This is a genomic window from Gardnerella sp. DNF01195 (assembly GCF_049244175.1).
GTDB classification, from domain to species: Bacteria; Actinomycetota; Actinomycetes; order Actinomycetales; family Bifidobacteriaceae; genus Bifidobacterium; species Bifidobacterium leopoldii.
The window spans coordinates 1,438,236-1,455,469 of the sequence record NZ_CP058383.1 but is presented as its reverse complement, the minus strand read 5'-3'; the positions used below and the strand labels follow the sequence as shown (position 1 = coordinate 1,455,469).

Sequence of the window (17,234 nt, the reverse complement as noted above, 5' to 3'; positions counted from 1 at the left end):
ACGCTTGAGATTTAGTCAGATTAGAAGTGGTAATAAACACAAAAAGAGCCAGAAACATGTTACTGAATCTGGCTCTTACTTATCGTTTATTTAGTTGCTTGCGATTAGTTCGCGCCGCGAGGCTTACGCGTGTGAGTATGAATCAAGTAAGCCTGGCTGTCAACGAGCGGACGACCTTCCTTATCGCGAGAATGCAAGGTATACGTGCCGTCACCATCCATCCACCACGAAACAGTAGAATCAGCCATTTGCAAATCAATGTACTGGATTAAAGCTTCAACCTGATCAGGCGCACTGATACGAACCAGCGTCTCAACGCGGCGGTCAAGATTGCGGTGCATTAAATCAGCCGAACCAATCCACACTTCTGGGCCGCTTGCAGGACCGTCGCCAATCTGCGGACCGCAAGAGTTAGCAAAAGCGTAAATGCGGCTGTGCTCAAGGAATCGGCCAAGAATAGAACGAACGCGAATATTGTCGCTCAATCCTTCAATGCCAGGCTTAAGCGAGCAGATACCACGCTCAACAATATCAATCTTTACTCCAGCTTGCGAAGCTCGATACAAAGCGTCAATAGTCCGCTCGTCAACTACAGAATTGACCTTAATCTTAATCCATGCTTCTTTACCAGCAAGAGCTGCAGCTTCCTCGCGCTGAATTCGCGCAATAATACCTGTGCGAACTGTACGAGGGGCAACAAGCAGGCGGTGGAAACTAGACTTCGGCGCGTAACCAGAAAGCTGGTTAAACAAGCGAGTCAAATCCTGGCCGACTACAGGATCGCAAGTAAGCAATCCCAAATCCGTGTACAAGCGAGCAGTCTTAGGATTGTAATTACCTGTACCAACGTGGCAGTAGCGGCGCAATCCTTCTGCTTCCTGACGAACCACGAGCGAAAGCTTGCAGTGAGTTTTCAAACCAACAATGCCGTACACAACGTGAACGCCTGCGCGCTCAAGCTTACGAGCCCAAGCAATATTTGCGTCCTCGTCAAATCGTGCCTTAATCTCAACCAGCGCAAGTACCTGTTTGCCAGCGTGAGCTGCGTCAACAAGAGCGTCAATAATTGGCGAATTGCTAGACGTACGGTACAAAGTTTGCTTAATTGCAAGCACTTTTGGATCCGCAGCAGCCTGCGCGAGGAATGCCTGTACAGAAGTAGAGAACGAATCGTAAGGATGATGCAACAAAATGTCATGCTCGCGAATAGAAGCGAAAATATCTTGCGCGTGGCTAGTTTCAACTTCCGCAATCTGACGGTTCGTAGTAGGAATGAACGGACGATACTTCAAATCAGGGCGGTCAAGCGCTTGCAATTCAAACAGTACCGTCATATCAAGCGGCGAAGGCAAGCGATATACTTCCTCAGGGCTTACGCGAAGCTGATTTGCAAGAAGCTGAGAAAGGAATGGGCTGGCCTCGTTAGAAATTTCCAAACGAATTGGCGGTCCAAAGCGGCGGCGAAGAAGTTCCTTCTCCATAGCGTTGAGCAAGTTTTCTGCGTCATCTTCCTCAACGTCAATATCTTCGTTACGAGTAACTCGGAATGAGCGGGCTTCCTTAATAATCATGCCTGGGAAAAGCGATTCCAAGTGTGCTGCAATCAGCTTTTCCATAGTAATGAAGCCGTAACGCTCTTCGCGACCTTCCTCGTCTGTTAAATCGTCAACTGGTACAAGGCGATTCAAATTATCTGGAATCTTTACACGAGCAAAATGCGACTTTCCAGAATTTGGATTTTCGACGATAACAGCCAAGTTAATAGACTTGCCGGAAATGTACGGGAATGGGTGAGCAGGATCCACTGCAAGAGGCGTAAGAACAGGGAAAACTTGCTTTTTGTAGTAATCAGACAAACGTGCTTTTTCTGATTCTGTAAGCTTATCCCAGCTGAGCAAAACAATGCGCTGTTTGGCAAGCTCAGGAAGAATGTGCTCAATAACATAGTGAGCGTGCTCATCTTGACGGCGGTGAGTTACCTCACTAATAGCGCGCAACTGCTGGCGAGGGCTTAAGCCGGATGCTGCAGTTACTGCTATTCCAGAATCTATTCTGCGCTTTAATCCTGCAACTCTAACCATAAAGAATTCGTCGAGATTTGACGCAAATATAGCAGCAAAATTAGCGCGTTCAAGAAGTGGCAAATCTGTATTCTGAGCCAACTCAAGCACGCGACGATTGAACTTCAACCAGCTTAATTCTCGGTCGAAGAAACGATCTTTTGGCAACGGTAGCTCACCCTCACGAGCTTCACGCTTTTCTGCCTTTTCATCTTCGGCGATATGCTCTGCAATTTGACCGCGCAGAATCGCCTTTGAGGGAGCGTCAAAAATTTGTACCATATTCTGTAATTGTATGCGTTGTAAGGGAAGTGCGCGAATGAGTGTCGATTTTATTTGCTTGCTTCGCGCTCGAAAAATATCTTGCGACACGCCGGAGTGTGTCTCATGCGAACGTAATTTAACATGATAACCTTTGCATGTTCACAAAAGGCCGCAAGAGTTACGATTTTTCGTGTGCAATTGAACAGTAGTGACAATATGTTAACAAAGGCTAATTTGCTCTTTACTATTAGGTAAAAAACGATGATAATAATAATTACAAAAACAAAAAAGAGATAGCGGTAACCCACAAAAGTGTATGGATATGAAATCCGTGGACGTTGGACGGGATATTTAAGACTTTAACCGTTGCAACGAGGATGTTGTGAAGATGAAACCGCAGATATTGTTTTTGTAGATAAGAGGCTCGCCAAAGTGGCGGGCCTCTTTTGATGTGAGGGCGATTTTACTATTTACGCAGACTGTCGCGCGTATAAGGGAAACTATCAAAGAATAAATGTTGGAATTCATTTTCTTAGCTTCTTTGAAAATGAGAATATATTGTGTTCCATGCTGTGCTAATCGCAATTGCGAGTTGTTGGACGATTGTTAAGCGACGAGTCGTTATTTATACGCGTGATTACGTGTGTGGAGTTTGAAACAGGTAAGAAGGATCGAAGGACCATGCAACATTCGTTTATGGCAATGTTGGCCGCAGAATTTATTGGCACTGCTATTCTCATGATTTTCGGAAACGGTGCTGTAGCAAACGTTGAATTAAAAAATACTAAAGGGCACCATGCTGGCTGGCTAAATATTGCTATGGGCTACGGTTTTGGTGTTATGTTCCCAGTGCTCATGTTTGGCGGAATTTCCCACGCGCACATCAATCCTGCTATGACAATTGCGCAAGCTGTAAACGGCATGTTCCCATGGGCTAACGTTGTGCCTTATATTGTTGCACAGCTTTTGGGTGCGTTGGTTGGTCAGCTTATTGTGTACGTAACGTATTTGCCGCACTACAACGAAACTGAGGAGCCGGGAGATATTCTTGGCACTTTCTGCACTACGGATGCTTATAACAACAAGCTTAATTACTTCCTTAACGAATTCTTTGGCACGCTTGTGCTTGTTTTGGCAGCTCTTTGCTGCCTTACTTCTCCATGGGGTGAGAAGAATTTGGCTGGTGCTTCAATCGTAGTTGGCTTCGTTGTTTGGGGTTTGGTGACTTCTATGGGTGGTCCAACTGGTCCTGCTTTGAATCCTGCTCGTGATCTTATGCCGCGTTTGCTTCACGCAATTTTGCCAATTCCGCACAAGGGATCTTCTCGCTGGGGTGAAGCGTGGATTCCAGTTATTGCTCCTATTGCCGGCGCAATCTTGGGTGTGGTTATGTATAAGTCGTTATTTGCATAAAGTAGTTGCTTTTAGCTGTAATTGATTGCGGTTGATTGCGATTGTAAGAAGCGCGTAATGCTAGTATGAATGCGTTACGCGCTTTTTATTTTGTAAGCTTATGCTTTGCAAGTTTATGCTTATTAATTAAAGATATTAAGAAAGACTAAATCATGTTTTCGAAGTCAACTATTGCAATTGGTCGTTTTGCGCCTACTCCTTCTGGGCGTATGCATATTGGCAATATGGTAGCAATGTTGGCTGCGTGGCTCTCTGCAAAATCGCAAGGCGGACACATGCTTTTACGTCTGGAAGATCTTGATATTGCGCGCATGCCAAAGGATGCTAGCGCGCGAGTTATTGACGATTTGAAGTGGGCTGGGCTTGATTGGGTCGGCGAGCCGACTTATCAGCATGAACGCACTGCAATTTACCAAGAAGCTCTTGATGCGTTAGAATCTTTGCAAGACGAAGACGGGAATTCTCTAATCTACCCATGTTTTTGCTCGCGTTCCGATATTCGCGCGATTGCAGCTCCGCAAGAAGGCGACGGTTTTATACGCTACCCGGGTACGTGCAGAAATCTTCGCAAAAACGCGGAAGGTCTGGCACAAATCGAAAAGCGTTTGCAAAATAATCAGCAACATTCTTTAAGGCTTGCTGTTCCCTCGGCTGATTCGAGGCAAGCAAATATTGATTTTGAAGACGCGATTTTTGGTGCGCAATCGTTTAACATTAATCGTGATTTGGGGGATATGGTGATTCGCCGAGCGGATGGCGTTTTTTCTTACCAGCTTGCGGTTGTTGTTGACGACGTGCTTTCGGGAGTAAATGATATTGTGCGCGGCCGCGATTTGCTTCGTTCTGCGGCGCTTCAAATTTGGATTGGTGAGCTGCTTGAAAAATCAGGATTTTTTGCGGCTCACGGTACGCATTATGTGCGTCCGCAATTTGCGCACTTGCCGCTAATTGATAACGCTCAAGGTGAGCGGCTTGCAAAAAGTAAGCACTCGCTAGACGTCGGTGCGCTTCGAGAATCTGGCTGGAGTGCCGAGCGCATGATTGGCTATTGTATGTATCTTCTGGGATACAAAAAGCATGGTCAAAATCAATCGGTAGATATGAGTGCTGCCGATGCGCTTGCGTTGTTTGAAAGCCTTGACACGCCGTGGGATTCTGTTCGCGCAAACCTAGCCGACAAATCCGTGCCCTTCCTCGACTAAACTATGTATTTAGATTGATAGATTGGGGCATAAATGGCATATATGACGCAAAAAGATTTAGCGAATACTGAGGTTGATTGTGTTCGTGCGCGTCAAATTGCCGACGGCGTGCACAGCGTGCAAGACGCCATTGCTCAAGCCGAATCGCATTATGGTCGCAAAGCTGAGTCGGTTACACTACTTGCCGCAACTAAAACGCGAGATGTTGGCGAAATCATGGCAGCGCTCAGAGCAGGAGTGCGAGTAATTGGGGAAAATCGCCCACAAGAAATCGTTGCAAAAGCCGAAATTTTACGCGCGGAAGCTGCTAGAGAAGGTTTAAGCGTTGGTGTAAACGGCGAAATTCCGCTCTACTTAATTGGTCAGCTGCAAAGCAATAAAATAAACAAAGTTTTGCCGCTTGCAAATGGTATTCAGTCGGTTGACAGCATTGATCTTGCGCAAAAAATATCTGCTCGCGCGCAAAATTTGGGACTTTGCACAGACGTTATGTTGGAAGTGAATGTTTCGGGAGAAGCTACAAAATCCGGATGCGCGCCAGAACGTGCGATTGACGAAGCGCTCGCTATATCTAGCCTGCCTGCGCTCAATTTGCACGGATTTATGACGCTCGGAGCGCGCGTAGACGATGAAAAAATAGTGAGAAGCGGTTTTGCAAAATTGCGAGAAATTAGAGATTGTGTGAGTGAACAACTCGCGCAAGATTATGATGGAAACTCTGCAAAACTAGAGCTTTCGATGGGAATGTCCGGCGATTTTGCGTGGGCGATTGCCGAAGGCTCAACAATGGTTAGAATCGGTTCGGCAATCTTTGGCCCACGAGCATTTGTGTAGTTTTAAGTCAAAGTTTTAAGTCAAATTGATGATTTTAGTTACGCATGCACAATCACATTGCGCAGCGAGCCAATACCATCTACGTGCACAATCGCTTCGTCACCAGCGCGTAAAGTTCCAGCTGGGTATGGAGTTCCTGTCAAAATTACATCTCCTGGAAGAAGCGTTGAGAAGCTTGAAATCGCAGCAATTTGCTCAGGAATGCTGTGAATAAGTCGAGCTGTAGTGCCGTCGGCTTCTGGCACATTTTCACCATTAAGCGTAAATGAAATATGTGCATCGCGCCAATTTAGCTCGGTTGTAATCCAAGGTCCAAGTGGGCAAGAAGTGTCGAAACCTTTTGCGCGCGTCCACATTGGGTCGCTTCCTGCGCAATCTCGTAAAGTTACGTCATTTACGCAAGTAAAGCCAAAAACGTAATTCATTGCGGTATCTGCAGTCACATTTTTGGCGATTTTGCCCATAACAACTGCCACTTCTGGCTCAAAATTCATGTCGTTTGAGCAAGCAGGAATCACAATCGGATCGTCTGGACCAATTACAGAAGTGCTCGGCTTTGTAAAAATAACCATATCTGCGGCGGTATGCGAAGAAGCCGCAGGAGAAGCAGAGCGCTCGTCATCAGAACGCGTATCGTAATTTTTTGCCAATCCGTACACTTTTGAAGGAATTACAGGCACAAGCAAGCGCACGCCATCCGCATCCAACGCGTAACGTTTACCAGTTGGCTTAACTCCTTGCGGGCTTAAAGGATGCCCTTCAAGCGCTACTAAATAATCTTTACCGTCGGTTTCGTCTTTTTGAACGAAAGCGTATTGCGGAACTTCATTATACGAAAAACGTGCAATTCTCATGCTTTTAAGATTACGACATATTTGCTACTTAATTAAGCATTGCTCGATACTTAACTAAACTTTGCTTGCTGCTTAATTAAATTATTTGCGTAAATTATTTGCGATTGAAAGTTCTTGAAAACAAAACTTGAGTCTAGTACACTCAAGTTTTAGGAATAAAGTTATAGGAAAATCTGTTATACGTATCAGATACATGAAAGTGAAAGCTCGTTAGAACTCGAAAGTATCGTCAAAAAGCTTGAAATTGCAATAAAAGTTGCAGTGATTTGACTTAACTGGAATGGTTTCTACAGCTTTCGTGGAAGTGAGGTAGATATGGAACAAAAGTTTACAACCCTAGCGCAAGACGCATTAAGTGACGCTGTGCAAAGTGCAGCGGCTGCTGGCAATGCGCAAGTTGACACTTTGCATTTGGCGGATGCTTTACTTCGCCAAGAGCAGGGCGTCGTTCGCGCGCTTATTGCGCAAACGGGGGCGGACGCGCAACAAATCGGTGCTGAAATTCGTAACGCATTAGTGGCGTTGCCTTCATCTACTGGTTCAACTACAACTAAGCCAGATGCAAGTCGTCAGCTTTTGGCTGCGCTAAGCCAGGCAGAAAAAGAAATGCGCGCAATGGGAGACGAATACGTTTCTACGGAGCACATGCTTATCGGCATGGTTGCTAGCGAACCAAACGCTGTTGCGGATATTTTCAAAAAGCACAACGTTTCCGCAGACGCGTTGCGAAAAGCTGTGCCAACTGTACGCGGAGGTGCGAAAGTTACGAGTCCGGATGCGGAAGGCAACTACAAAGCGCTCGAAAAGTATTCTGTTGATATGACTGCGCGCGCTCGCGAAGGAAAGCTCGACCCAGTAATTGGTCGCGACCAGGAGATTCGCCGCGTGATTCAGATCCTTTCTCGCCGCACGAAGAACAATCCTGTGCTAATTGGAGAGCCGGGCGTTGGTAAAACGGCAGTTGTGGAAGGCTTGGCTCAGCGAATTGTTGCAGGAGATGTGCCTACGACTTTGCAAAACAAGCGTCTTATCAGTCTCGATTTGGCTTCGATGGTTGCAGGTTCGAAGTATCGCGGCGAGTTTGAGGAACGCTTAAAGGCAGTGTTGAAGGAAATTCAGCAATCGGACGGTCAAATTATTACGTTTATTGACGAAATTCACACTGTTGTTGGCGCAGGATCTGCAGAAGGTTCAATGGATGCTGGCAATATGCTTAAGCCAATGCTTGCGCGCGGTGAGCTGCGCTTGGTTGGTGCAACTACGCTTAACGAGTATCGTGAGCATATTGAAAAGGATTCGGCGCTTGAACGCAGATTCCAGCAAGTGTTTGTTGGCGAGCCGTCTGTTGAGGATACTGTGACGATTTTGCGTGGACTTAAGCAACGTTACGAAGCGCACCACAAGGTGACTATTAGTGACGATGCAATCGTAGCTGCAGCAACGCTTTCAAACCGCTATATTACTGGCAGACAACTTCCAGATAAGGCGATTGATTTGGTGGATGAAGCGGCAGCTCACTTGCGCATGGAGCTTGATTCGCAGCCAGAAGAGATTGACGAATTGCAGCGCAAAGTTACGCGTCTTGAAATGGAAGAAATGCAATTAAAGAAAGCGGAAGATGCTGCTGCTAAAGAACGCTTAGAAAAGTTGCAGGAAGAATTAGCAAACTCGCGCGAAAGGCTTACTGGATTGAAAGCGCGTTGGGATGCGGAAAAGGCTGGCCATAACAAGGTTGGTGATTTGCGAGCGCAACTCGATGCTAAGCGCGTAGAAGCCGACAAATTCACGCGTGAAGGCAACTTGGAACAAGCAAGCCGTATTTTGTATGGCGAAATTCCAAGCATTCAAAAAGCTTTGGAAGAAGCGGAGTCTGAGGCCTCTAACGCTAAGAGTGAAGCAAAAGAGCCAATGGTTCCAGACCAGGTTGATGCTGATTCTATTGCAGGAGTCGTTAGCGAATGGACTGGCATTCCTGTTGGTCGCTTGATGCAAGGCGAAAATGAGAAGCTGCTAAACATGGAAAAGGAGCTTTCTAAGCGTGTGGTTGGTCAAAGCGAAGCAATTCAGGCTATAGCGGATGCTGTGCGCAGAAGTCGTGCTGGAATTGCAGACCCGAATCGTCCGACTGGTTCGTTCCTATTCTTGGGTCCTACTGGCGTTGGTAAGACGGAGCTTGCTAAGGCTCTTGCCGACTTCTTGTTTGACGACGAGCGTGCAATGGTTCGCATTGATATGAGTGAGTACATGGAAAAGGCTTCTGTTTCGCGTTTAATCGGTGCTGCTCCTGGTTACATTGGCTATGAGGAAGGCGGCCAGCTTACTGAAGCTGTGCGTAGACGTCCGTATTCTGTAGTGCTTTTCGACGAAGTTGAGAAGGCACATCCAGAAGTATTCGACGTTTTGTTGCAGGTTTTGGACGATGGTCGTTTGACTGACGGACAAGGTAGAACGGTTGATTTTACGAATACGATTTTGATTATGACATCAAACTTGGGTTCGCAATTCCTTGTGCAAGAGGGCTTGGATGATGCTGCTAAACGCAAGGCTGTTATGAACGCTGTTCACGCTGAGTTTAAGCCAGAGTTCATCAACCGTTTGGATGAGCTTGTTATGTTCCATCCGTTGAGCCGCGAAGAGCTTGGTGGAATTGTGGATATTCAAGTTCGTCAAGTGGCTGCACGCTTGAGTGATCGCCGCATTAGCTTGGATGTGAGCGATTCTGCTCGCGCTTGGCTTGCAGAGCATGGCTATGATCCAGTTTACGGTGCTCGTCCGTTGCGTAGATTGGTTCAAACGGAAATTGGCGATCAACTTGCGCGATTGCTGCTTTCTGGCAGGGTGCATGATGGCGCTCACGTAGTTGCGGATTGTGAGAATACTAGCGACCATGTAACTCTCAAGATTGCGTAATCTATGCATTATTTAATGTAGTCAAATAATGTAGTCAAATAAAACAAAGCGTGCTGTTTATTGGATTATTTTCCAGTAGACGGCACGCTATTTTGTATTAGATAATGCATGTGTCTAGTTATGTTTTAAAAGTCAACTCAATAGTGTTTAATAGAACGTATGTTCGATAATATTGTGATGTTTGTTTTAATGGTGGTTGCTGTTGTAATAACCGCCATTGTTGTGCTGGCTATTGTTAAGCACAACTCTGGAACGCAAGGCGCTAATGGCGTAAACCAGCGCGAATTTAACGAATTGCGCTCGCAGTATGAACAAGCGCGCGCTCAAGCTCAAGAAAATGGCAATCAGGCTATACGCTATCGCACGCAAGCAGAGCAGCTTGCTGAGCGATTAAAGTTTGTTGAAGCAGAACTTGCTAAAGCGCAGCAGGCAGAGCAATTGCGAGTGAATCGCGAAGAGCAATTGCGCGCAGAGCGAGAAGAACGTGAACGGTTAAATCGTGAAAAAACTTTGAAAGAACAAGGTAAAGTTTTGGAAGCGCTTGCTCCAGTAAAAGACAATCTCGAAGCATTGAAGAATAAAGTTTCGCAGATTGAAGAAGGGCGTAAGCAAGAAATGGGCGTGCTGAGCACTCAGCTTAAAGGCTTAAGTGAGCAGCAAACAAGGCTTGACCGCGAAACAAGTTCGCTTTCTGCAGCATTGCGAAATAATAAGGTTCGCGGAGCTTGGGGCGAGGCTCAACTAAAGAATATTGTGGAATCTGCAGGCTTGCTTGAGCATGTTGATTTTGATACGCAGGTTGTTGTAACTGGAGTAGATGGCGAGCAGCAGAGGCCAGATATGGTTGTGCATCTGCCAGGAGGTAAAACAATTCCAGTTGATGCAAAAGTTCCGTATGCGGATTATCAGCGTGCTTGTGAAATCCCAGATAACGCAAGTGACGAAGAATTAGCTAGAAGGAGCGAGCTTCTAAAAGCGCACGCTAAGGCTTTGCGAGAGCATGTTAGAGTATTAGGAGCTAAAGCGTATTGGCAGGCTTTTGAAACAGCACCAGATTTTGTAGTTGCATTTATTCCAAACGAAGCGTTGCTTCAGGCGGCTCTTGAAGCGGATCCAACGCTTATGGATGATGCTTTTGCGCAAAAAGTAGCACTCACTTCACCAGTTACTTTGTGGGCAGTGCTTAAGTCTGTTGCGTACGCATGGCAGCAGCAAAGTCTTACAGATGATGCAAAAGAACTTTTCGATTTATCTCGAGAATTGTACGATCGCTTTGCGGTTCTTGGAGAAAATGCTTCAAAACTTGGCGTATCTTTGGCAAGAACAGTTGCAGCTTACAATAAGTTTGCTTCTTCGCTTGAGTCGCGAGTGTTGGTAACAGCGCGTAAACTTCAGAAGTTAGATCAAAGTAAAGTTATTGCTTCAATAGATCTTATAGATTCTGATAAAGCTGATGTTAAAGAGCTGAGCGCTCCAGAAGTATCAGTAGAAGAACATTAAGCATAAAAACATTAAAGCATAAAAAATTGAAGAACTCTAAACGCTAAGGAGTGCAAAAATGACAGAATTACAAGAGGAACGCGCTGAGCTTAAACGCATGCTTTGTGCAGATATGAGTGCGAAACCATTTAGCGAACTGTTTTCTGTTACATTTGCTCAGCGCGGCTCTAAGCTGGTTGGCGATGTTCTTTTTGATGCAATTGAGAAAGCTGGGTATTCGTTAGAACGCGATGTTGACGCTATTGGTGCGTTAACTGCTGCTGCTGTGCCGATGGTTTTTGCGCTTATTCATGCTGCAGAACGTAAAGGAATTGCACTCGACGGCTTTGTTATGGATTTTGTTTTTCCTGCAACAAAAGGTCCGTCTGTTAAAGGCAAGCGAGTGCTGTTGCTTGATTCTTGGCTTTCTGAAAAATCGTATGTTCAAACTTCTTCGCTTGTGACTTTACGACACGGTAATGAATTAAGTCTTGATTTTGGCATTGTTAATCAGCAAGGCGCGCAAATTCTTGCTATAGTTGCATTAATTGGTGGTGTTGACGCCGATGAACAAGGCACAAGGCATCTTCAATTAGTAAATCCAATAAGTGAGGAGAGTACTAAAATGGCATTTGTTCAAGCTTTCGATGAAGAAGAATTACGTGCAGATGCAGATCACGACGATTGCTGCAACGACAATTGCTGTGGCGGTCATTGCGAGGTTAAATGCACTGGCGATTGTAAGCATGACGGCTGCACTGAGCCATGCTGTGAAGATAACTGCTGTGGCGGTCATTGCAAGGTAGAGTGCACTGGTGATTGTGCTCATGATGGTTGCACTGAGTCTTGCTGCGAGGATAACTGCTGTGGTGGCCATTGCAAGTCAAGTTGCACAGGTGATTGCGCAACTGACGGCTGCCAAGACTAGTTGCAAAGACTAGATGCCAATACTAAGCAAAAGTATTAACGGAGCAAAACTTATACATGCACGAACCGAATCCAATTACTTTGGCTGCAAAAGCTTCCGATGAGCCAGAATTCCGACCTATAGGAGTTGGCCCGTGGGAAGAAGAGCATCCAGGTGAGCCTCGTCCAGATAATCCAGAATCGCCAAATTATGATGCGCGGTTTAGCACTGAATTACTAGACGAAGGTGACCAGCGTAACGTTCTAGACCGCTACCGATACTGGAAAGTAGAAGCTATAAAAGCGGATCTCGATTCTAAAGGACGCCACGAGTTTGAAGTAGCTGTAGAAAATTGGACTCACGATTTCAACATAGGCTCTATGGTTCGCACTGCAAACGCGTTTACAGCGAAAAAAGTGTATATTGTAGGGCCTCATAAATGGAATCGTAAAGGCTCGTTAATGACTGAGCTTTACCAATACGTTGAGTGCTGCCCAACTATTGAAACTCTAGTAAATAATTGGCGCGAAAATATAGCACGAGAAGCAGAAGAAGCGCATCAACTTTTGCTTAAAGCGCAGGCAGAAGGCAATAAAGAAGCCGAAAAAATCGCAAATATCAAGGAACAAGACGCTAAAAACGCTCGCGTTATAGCGCTCGATATTATTCCAGGCGCAGTTGCTATGGAAAACTACAAGTTCCCTAAACGTTGCCTTATGCTTTTTGGTGCAGAAGGTCCAGGTCTTTCTAAAAAAGCGTTACAAATGGCGGATGACGTTGTTTATATTTCGCAATTCGGCTCTGTTCGCTCACTAAACGCAGGAGCAGCCGCAGCTGTTTCCATGCACGCGTGGATTGCGCAACATGCAGCACCAAATTGCTGAATCTTAATTAAAATCTTAATTAAAATTTCAGCAGCAAAATTTCAACAAAAATATTAATCAAAACGCAATAGCCTGTACTTATAAACGCTTACATTTAATCTATATTTTTTTTTTATTTGTGATATTGTTAAGTTATGTTAGAATTCCAACATATTACAAAGCGTTTCGGCGCAAAAACAGCGCTTAACGACGTTTCTTTCGTCGCCGAAGACGGTAAAGTCACGGGCTTTTTAGGTCCTAATGGCGCTGGTAAATCTACTACCATGCGTTGTGCGTTAAATCTTATTCATGCCAATAGTGGTACTTCTCTTATTGACGGAAAACCTTACGCAAAAATCGCATCCCCAATGACAGAAGTTGGCGCAGTTCTTGACGCAAAGTCTGCCCACAGAGGTCGTTCCGCTTACAATCACTTGTATTCATTGGCTTTAACTCACGGAATATCAAAAAAGCGCGTTGACGAAGTGATTGATATTACTGGTTTAACTAGTGTAAAAACCCGCAAGGCAGGTTCATTCTCGCTTGGTATGAGCCAGCGTCTTTCGATTGCTGCAGCGCTTTTAGCAGATCCGCACAATCTTATTTTGGATGAGCCAATTAACGGATTAGACCCAGAAGGCGTTAAGTGGGTTCGTGAATTATGCAAGTATTACGCAAGTCAAGGCAGAGCAATTCTGCTTAGTTCGCACTTAATGAGCGAAGTTGCGCTTACTGCAGATAACCTTGTGATTATTGCGCATGGCGAAATTTTGGAACGTACAACAGTACAAGATTTTGTTAATGCACATTCTCAGCATGCTATACGTTTAGTGACACCTGAAGGTGAAAAGCTAAAGTCTGTGCTTGCTCAAAATAACCCTGAATGCAAGATTTTGCCAGATACTCGCACTCCTCAAGATGTTCAGGAAGGCGAGCTTTTTAGGGTAACAGGTTGTGAGCTCAACCAGATTGCTCGCGAAATTGCAGATAATCAAATTCTGGTTTACCAGCTAAATCAAGAGCATGCGTCGCTTGAGGAAGCATATTTGGCTCTTACGCACGGCCAAGAGCAGTACGTAACAAAAGCATTGCCAAATACTACTGCTGCGACTGGAACGCAATATGTAGATGGAAGGAGCACAAAATGAGTGGGCAAATTGAACAAGCTGTTGAATATCCGGCGAGCAATTCTTACAAAACAGGCCGCAGCATGAACGCTCAGCACTTGCGTCTAACATTTATGCACACGCTTAAATCCGAGATTGTTAAGTTGCGCGGACTTGCGTCAACATGGTGGTGCATGGCATTAACAATTGTTTTGCCAGTAATCTTTAGCTTTATTATAGCGATTGTGCAAAAAGCAATGTCTAAAGTTGACATTAAGAATGGAGCAAATCAAGGCAAATCAAGCGCTGCAATTACTGTTGGGCCGAGCAATAAAAGTAGCCTTATTGCATCTCAAGATAGCATTTTCCACTTAGTTATTAGCTTTGCTTCTGTATCTTTGATTGTTTTGGCAATTTTTGCAGTGCTTGCTGTAACCGCGGAGCATTCTACAACTTCGATTCAGGCTTCTCTTACTGCTGTACCTAAAAGGGGTATGTTCTTTACGGCTAAGTTTATTGCGGTTGCAATCTATGTTTTTGTAGCCCAACTTATTGCAATGGCAGTTTCTTTAGCTGCTGCAGAATTAGCTTTTATGGGAGATAACATTTCCGGATTATCGGGAAGCAACGTGTGTAAATTGCCGCTTACTCTGTTCCTTGGCTCTCCTGCAATTATGGTTGTTGTGTCAGCAATGGCCTACGGTTTTGGCATGATTTGCAAGTCAACTGCTGGCGGAATTATGTGCGTTATTGGAGCCGTGGTGATTCTGCAGACCATTGTTAGCATTATTATGCTTGCAAGCAATTTTGCGAAGTGGACTTCAATACTTATTCAGATTTTGCCAGGCAGTGCTGTAAGCCAATTCTTAGGAGCCTCCGCTAATTCTGGGCTGCAACTTCCACCAAACGCATATGTTTTCACATGGTGGCAGTCCGGTTTAGTGGTTCTCGCTTGGGCTGTAGTCATGTACGCAATTGGCTACGTTATTGAAAAGCATCGCGATATTTAAACATAGTAAGTATAAATAAAAAATAAGCCCCGTTCGATTGCAATCATTACTGAGCAAACGAGCGGGGTTTATTTATTGCAACTTTTGCCGATACTAGTTTTAATTCTTTTTGCTAGAAGTAAAGCGCCCACTGCAAATAGCATAACGCCCCGAGCAACCATAGCAATAATAGATGGCACTAATTCTGGCACTAAGCTCATTGTGCATTTTCTTGAGAATCCTGATTGTTTTGTTTCTTTTTAGCAAATTGAGGATGAGCATACTCTGGCCCAATATATGAAGTATCAGGCAATGGTAGCTCGGTAGTAGGCTTAGCATACTGAGGTTGCGCATACTGCTGTTCACAATGCTGTGGTTCAGGATACTGATCTTGTTGCGCATACTGCTGCTCATAGTATGGTTGCTGACTGTATTGCGGATTGTAATATTGTGGCTGCGCGTACGGCTGTTGTCCGTACGGCTGTTGTGCATACGGCTGACCGTATTGGATTTGTTGCGGTTGCTCATATTGTTGTTGTGCATACTGATTTTGTTGCGCGTATGATTGTTGTGCGTACGGCTGCTGTGCGTACGGTTGTTGAGCGTACGGTTGTTGAGCGTACTGCTGATCGTATTGTATTTGTTGTGGCTGTTGAGCGTACGGTTGTTGCTCATATTGCTGTTGAGCATACGGTTGCTGTGCGTACGGCTGCTGAGCATACTGATTTTGTAAGTATTGTGGAGTCTCCTGCTGCGGTTGAATAGGTTGTGCCTTTTGAGCTGGCAAGTCAGTTTGAGAGGCTTCCTCTATTACGTTGGCGTGTAGCACAGGTGCAGGTTGTGGTTCAGTCTCAGGCTTGGCTTGAGGCTCAGGCTTGGCTTGTGGTTCAGGTTCAGGTTCAGGTTGTGGCTCGGGTTGTGGCTCAGGTGTTACTTGCACAGCAGTCTCAGGCGCTACCTTTGTTTCATGCTCTGTCATTTGCTGCGTATCAAGCTCAGGAAATACCTGTGCTTCAGGCTCAGTAGTCACATGCGTTTCAACCGCAATTGTTGCCTGAGGTTCAACTGCCTTAGGTTCTGCAACTGCTTGAGGTTCTTCCGCCAGCTGAGGCTTTACTTCTTCCTTTACTGCTGTCTCTACTTCTGCCTCCACAGTTGTATTCTCTGTTGTTAGTTGAGGTTCAGGAGTCAATTGTGGCTCAGGCTCATTTAACAATTGAGTATCTACTGCCGCATCTTGCGTTAATTGTTGTATTGAATTTAGCTGAGTCGTTTCATTGTTGACATTATTAGGGATGTGTTCCTGAGCATATGCTTCTGTAGAATTTTGGTATTTTTGTACATTGTTATAAACATATGGAGGTTTGGACACATATGCTGCGTTGTCTCCTATTGCCGCCATATACGCATCTTCGAGTGAAACACATTCTTTACTCAACTGATATGTAAGTAATTGTTTATCGTTAAAGAATTGCGCCAAATCTGCAATATTTGCATTATTTATAACGAAAGCTGCGCCTTCCTGTACGTCTTCGTTTTTGTGCTCAACTTGCATAATAGAGCATTCACTATGCTGCGATTGCATAATGTCAAATAGCTTTTCTGGTTCAGGAGTAACAACTCGTACAGTGTTCTGAGAATATGCAGTAAGCAAATCTGTCACGCTTGTTTTTTGTAGAATTTTACCATGTGCAATAATAACAAGATCGTCTGCAATAAGAGAAAGCTCACTAATGTTATTAGTGCTGATAAGTACCGCACCACCGCGTTCTGCATAGTATTTGCAGATATCGCGCATCCATCTAACTCCTTCAACGTCTAAGCCATAGAATGGATTATCGAGAATAAGATTATGAGGATCTGTGAGAAGTGCTGCAGCAATCTCAAGTCGTTTGCGCATGCCGGTTGACATTTCTTTAATTTTCATATTTTGTATAGAGTTGATTCCGGCAATATCCATAATCTCTGATACGCGCGTTTTTGGAATTTTGCAATACTTCGCGACGAATGTGAGCTTTTTTATAGCACTAGTATTTCTATAATTAGCTTTTAAATCTAATACTGTGCCGACTGTTTCTATTGGGGAATTAAGTTTTTTGTATGGGACGCCGTCGAATAATGCTTCACCTCCATTGGCTTTTATGAGTCCCAATGCGCAATATAGTGCAGTTGATTTTCCGGAACTGTTAGGTCCAACAAAACCTGTAACTTTACCATCTTCTGCTACAAAAGAAATATTATTTAGTACTTGCTGTTTTTTATAGTACTTAGATATATTTTGTATCTCTAACATAACTAAATCCTACTGCTAAAAATGTAATAAAAAAATCCTATTTGTGTAAAAAATTAAGGA

At 44.7% G+C, this 17,234-nt stretch carries 12 protein-coding genes; 9 read left to right on the top strand and 3 right to left on the bottom strand.

What is annotated here, in order from left to right:
- Positions 1 to 104: 104 nt before the first annotated feature.
- On the bottom strand, positions 105 to 2,342 hold the full coding sequence (locus tag HXT43_RS05710) for an RNA degradosome polyphosphate kinase (RefSeq protein ID WP_064340417.1): 2,238 nt from the start codon (positions 2,340 to 2,342) through the stop codon (positions 105 to 107).
- Between the two features lie 663 nt (positions 2,343 to 3,005).
- Between HXT43_RS05710 and HXT43_RS05705 the strand changes: the two genes are divergently transcribed.
- The 3 genes from HXT43_RS05705 to HXT43_RS05695 all read left to right on the top strand — a co-directional run bounded on the left by HXT43_RS05705 (position 3,006) and on the right by HXT43_RS05695 (position 5,773).
- Positions 3,006 to 3,737: an MIP/aquaporin family protein gene (locus HXT43_RS05705; RefSeq protein ID WP_415707260.1), complete on the top strand. Its 732-nt coding sequence runs from the start codon at positions 3,006 to 3,008 to the stop codon at positions 3,735 to 3,737.
- Between the two features lie 152 nt (positions 3,738 to 3,889).
- A complete protein-coding gene (locus HXT43_RS05700) occupies positions 3,890 to 4,939 on the top strand; it encodes a glutamyl-Q tRNA(Asp) synthetase (protein ID WP_415707248.1) in 1,050 nt (349 codons plus the stop codon).
- Positions 4,940 to 4,972: 33 nt separating this feature from the next.
- Positions 4,973 to 5,773, top strand: coding sequence for a YggS family pyridoxal phosphate-dependent enzyme (locus HXT43_RS05695; protein ID WP_415707247.1), 801 nt, complete (start codon positions 4,973 to 4,975; stop codon positions 5,771 to 5,773).
- 38 nt (positions 5,774 to 5,811) lie between these two features.
- Here HXT43_RS05695 and HXT43_RS05690 read toward each other — a convergent pair whose 3' ends face one another.
- Positions 5,812 to 6,627, bottom strand: coding sequence for a fumarylacetoacetate hydrolase family protein (locus HXT43_RS05690; RefSeq protein WP_415707246.1), 816 nt, complete (start codon positions 6,625 to 6,627; stop codon positions 5,812 to 5,814).
- A 315-nt stretch (positions 6,628 to 6,942) separates the two neighbouring features.
- On the opposite strand from HXT43_RS05690, the gene clpB reads away from it, so the two are divergent.
- The 6 genes from clpB (at position 6,943) to HXT43_RS05660 (ending at position 14,902) form a co-directional block, all read left to right on the top strand.
- A complete protein-coding gene (clpB, locus tag HXT43_RS05685; RefSeq protein WP_415707245.1) occupies positions 6,943 to 9,537 on the top strand; it encodes an ATP-dependent chaperone ClpB in 2,595 nt (864 codons plus the stop codon).
- A gap of 159 nt (positions 9,538 to 9,696) precedes the next feature.
- Complete coding sequence (gene rmuC / locus HXT43_RS05680) at positions 9,697 to 11,037, top strand: DNA recombination protein RmuC (RefSeq protein ID WP_415707244.1); 1,341 nt, start codon at positions 9,697 to 9,699, stop codon at positions 11,035 to 11,037.
- A gap of 58 nt (positions 11,038 to 11,095) precedes the next feature.
- Entirely contained in the window at positions 11,096 to 11,944 is an 849-nt protein-coding gene (locus HXT43_RS05675) for a hypothetical protein (protein WP_415707243.1), read from the top strand.
- Between the two features lie 56 nt (positions 11,945 to 12,000).
- Positions 12,001 to 12,807: a TrmH family RNA methyltransferase gene (locus HXT43_RS05670; RefSeq protein WP_415707242.1), complete on the top strand. Its 807-nt coding sequence runs from the start codon at positions 12,001 to 12,003 to the stop codon at positions 12,805 to 12,807.
- Between the two features lie 134 nt (positions 12,808 to 12,941).
- Positions 12,942 to 13,934, top strand: coding sequence for an ATP-binding cassette domain-containing protein (locus HXT43_RS05665; protein ID WP_410297488.1), 993 nt, complete (start codon positions 12,942 to 12,944; stop codon positions 13,932 to 13,934).
- Positions 13,931 to 14,902, top strand: a complete 972-nt coding sequence (locus HXT43_RS05660) for an ABC transporter permease subunit (protein ID WP_421780969.1) — start codon at positions 13,931 to 13,933, stop codon at positions 14,900 to 14,902. Before HXT43_RS05665 ends, HXT43_RS05660 begins: the two co-directional genes overlap by 4 nt.
- A gap of 196 nt (positions 14,903 to 15,098) precedes the next feature.
- Here the strand turns inward: HXT43_RS05660 and HXT43_RS05655 are convergent, their stop codons facing one another.
- Positions 15,099 to 17,174 carry an ATP-binding cassette domain-containing protein gene (locus tag HXT43_RS05655; RefSeq protein WP_415707240.1) on the bottom strand — a complete coding sequence of 692 codons (2,076 nt, stop codon included), beginning with the start codon at positions 17,172 to 17,174 and terminating at the stop codon, positions 15,099 to 15,101.
- Positions 17,175 to 17,234 lie beyond the last annotated feature (60 nt).

What these genes read in the sequence shown, in the direction of transcription:
- HXT43_RS05710 (WP_064340417.1), bottom strand. Translation starts at nt 2,342, where the DNA reads ATGGTACAAATTTTTGACGCTCCCTCAAAGGCGATTCTGCGCGGTCAA.
- HXT43_RS05705 (WP_415707260.1), top strand. Translation starts at nt 3,006, where the DNA reads ATGCAACATTCGTTTATGGCAATGTTGGCCGCAGAATTTATTGGCACT.
- HXT43_RS05700 (WP_415707248.1), top strand. Translation starts at nt 3,890, where the DNA reads ATGTTTTCGAAGTCAACTATTGCAATTGGTCGTTTTGCGCCTACTCCT.
- HXT43_RS05695 (WP_415707247.1), top strand. Translation starts at nt 4,973, where the DNA reads ATGGCATATATGACGCAAAAAGATTTAGCGAATACTGAGGTTGATTGT.
- HXT43_RS05690 (WP_415707246.1), bottom strand. Translation starts at nt 6,627, where the DNA reads ATGAGAATTGCACGTTTTTCGTATAATGAAGTTCCGCAATACGCTTTC.
- clpB (WP_415707245.1), top strand. Translation starts at nt 6,943, where the DNA reads ATGGAACAAAAGTTTACAACCCTAGCGCAAGACGCATTAAGTGACGCT.
- rmuC (WP_415707244.1), top strand. Translation starts at nt 9,697, where the DNA reads ATGTTCGATAATATTGTGATGTTTGTTTTAATGGTGGTTGCTGTTGTA.
- HXT43_RS05675 (WP_415707243.1), top strand. Translation starts at nt 11,096, where the DNA reads ATGACAGAATTACAAGAGGAACGCGCTGAGCTTAAACGCATGCTTTGT.
- HXT43_RS05670 (WP_415707242.1), top strand. Translation starts at nt 12,001, where the DNA reads ATGCACGAACCGAATCCAATTACTTTGGCTGCAAAAGCTTCCGATGAG.
- HXT43_RS05665 (WP_410297488.1), top strand. Translation starts at nt 12,942, where the DNA reads ATGTTAGAATTCCAACATATTACAAAGCGTTTCGGCGCAAAAACAGCG.
- HXT43_RS05660 (WP_421780969.1), top strand. Translation starts at nt 13,931, where the DNA reads ATGAGTGGGCAAATTGAACAAGCTGTTGAATATCCGGCGAGCAATTCT.
- HXT43_RS05655 (WP_415707240.1), bottom strand. Translation starts at nt 17,174, where the DNA reads ATGTTAGAGATACAAAATATATCTAAGTACTATAAAAAACAGCAAGTA.